Origin of the sequence: Glutamicibacter sp. BW78 (assembly GCF_002332245.1) — a bacterium.
Classification (GTDB): domain Bacteria; phylum Actinomycetota; class Actinomycetes; order Actinomycetales; family Micrococcaceae; genus Arthrobacter_H; species Arthrobacter_H rhombi_A.
Map to the genome: position 1 here is coordinate 1,169 of NZ_NRGU01000004.1, position 734 is coordinate 1,902.

The 734-nt window shown below is 54.8% G+C and carries 2 protein-coding genes; both read right to left on the reverse strand.

Annotated features, from left to right (window positions below; genetic code table 11):
* Positions 1-233, reverse strand: a 233-nt coding sequence (locus CIK75_RS16395; protein ID WP_206745464.1) for a hypothetical protein, incomplete at its 3' end; no start/stop codon positions are given.
* 145 nt (positions 234-378) lie between these two features.
* On the reverse strand, positions 379-734 hold a 356-nt coding region (locus CIK75_RS00070; RefSeq protein ID WP_206745465.1), incomplete at its 5' end, for a hypothetical protein.

The window sequence follows — 734 nt, forward strand, 5'->3', positions numbered from 1 at the left end:
ATGAGATCTTCGCGTAGGCGTGACTTCATGACAGCCCGCACGAGCTTTCCTTCGGGCCCTTTGCTTGCTGCTTTTTCTAAATCCTGAAGGAGCTTTAGGTCCGAGGCATATTGAGACTCAATTTTCGATTTTCTGTCGAAAGAGAAGCGTTGTATGAGGAGAGAAATGATAGTAGACAAGGCCCCTGAACCTATTACGGCAACAGTGATCGGGACCCAAATATCAGAAGGCATGTTGCAACCGTATAGAACTTTAGGCTCACAGGGCCCGTCATCCATTTTCGGCGTCTATCCCTATGGTGTCGGAGAACCCTGTCGCTGCCAGGAACAAGCTATAGCTCCCCAATACGGACCTAGGGCACAGGCTCGAGGCGGAGTCTCAGAGAAGGATTTTCCAATGGCGCTGTTCATCGAGCTCCACCTTCACAGCTCGCTGCAGGCGTCCTAGCGCGCCCATGGTGGCCCCAATTCCAAGCTTGGCGTTATGGGACAACTCCTTGATGGACTGGTTCGGGCAGATCGTAAGGGAATCGATGACCAACTGGGCCCAGAGATCCCCCTCTTCGTTTTCGATAGCCATCTTGATAGTCGGGTCGAGTCCGGACCACGTGCCGTCGGGAAAGCGCAGTTTCGGGTACAGATCGTCACCGCGGCCGGTCATCGCTTCGATGGTGCCCACTGGTTCTGCTCCATCGGCCAAGAGACCAGCATCTCGTCGGCCCTGGATGGCCAGAC